Consider the following 668-nt stretch of genomic DNA (forward strand, 5'->3'; position numbering starts at 1 on the left):
CTGGATGATCGAACGATGGGCTGGATGACCGTGCAAGGCATCAATCCGACCAATCGGCCGCTGTACCGCGCGCCGCCTCGAGCGTATGGCGTACTCGCGGCGCTGCGCTTGGCCAGACTGATCGAGTCGATCCGAAGCATGCAGGCCGATGTCCCGATTACCGTCGTATGCCACAGCCAAGGAAATATCGTGGGCCTCACTGCGGCGTTCTTCGGCGACGCATTCCCCGATGTCGAAGATCCGTGGGGGCGCACGGGCCACTGCGTGGCGGACGCCTACGTGCTGGCGAACGCACCGTACAGTCTCGCCAATGCTGACGGCCCGAACAAGTCCGACACATTCATGGATACCTGGTCGCAACGCGCGACGAAAGACGGCAGCGGCCGGCGTGGACGACAAACCTACGCTGCGCGCACGAAGACGTTCGGCACATTCCTTTCGATCATCGGTGCTCGAAAAGCATACGAACTGCCCGCCGACAAAATCGATGAAGACATGGAAAACAAGCGAGTCTCGCCGACCAGCAATCGGTCTTATGCGGCACAAGAGGATCGTTTTCGGCATGGTCTAATTGGGTCTACATACGGTCGCGTCACCGCATATTGCTGCCCACACGATCAAGTGATTTCGGCGGTGACGGTGCAAGGGATCGGCTGGCGCGGCATCAG

1 pseudogene is annotated in these 668 nt (G+C 60.2%); it reads left to right on the forward strand.

The features are described 5' to 3' along the window. A pseudogene (locus DID99_RS36825) lies at window positions 1–668 on the forward strand (hypothetical protein); the annotation flags it as partial.

Source organism: Burkholderia sp. Bp8986, assembly GCF_003854225.1.
Classification (GTDB): Bacteria; Pseudomonadota; Gammaproteobacteria; order Burkholderiales; family Burkholderiaceae; genus Burkholderia.